Source organism: Mameliella sp. CS4, from assembly GCF_019392335.1.
Lineage (GTDB): Bacteria > Pseudomonadota > Alphaproteobacteria > Rhodobacterales > Rhodobacteraceae > Antarctobacter.
This window is the reverse complement of sequence record NZ_JAHXRQ010000287.1, coordinates 1-238: the sequence shown is the minus strand read 5'-3', so window position 1 is coordinate 238 and position 238 is coordinate 1. Positions and strand designations below refer to the sequence as shown.

Below are 238 nucleotides of genomic sequence, written 5' to 3'. Positions count from 1 at the left end.
CCAGGGGCAGGCGGTGGACGTAGCCCAGGCTGGAATAGCCGGTCCCGAAATCGTCCAGGGCGATCTTGATGCCGAGGCTGCGCAGGGTGGTGATGGCCGCCTTGGCGTGATCGAAGTCGCGCATCAGGGCGGTCTCGGTCAGTTCGAGCGTCAGGCGGCGCGGGTCGAGGCCGCTGCCCCGTACCGCCGCCAGGATCGCCAGGACGGTCTCCGGCGAGGCGAGGTCGTGGGCGGAGAG

Annotated in this window: 1 protein-coding gene; it reads right to left on the bottom strand. The window is 70.6% G+C overall.

Annotated elements, in window-relative coordinates:
- The coding region (locus tag KZZ07_RS27420; RefSeq protein ID WP_219520206.1) for an EAL domain-containing protein at positions 1-238 on the bottom strand (238 nt) is incomplete at both ends.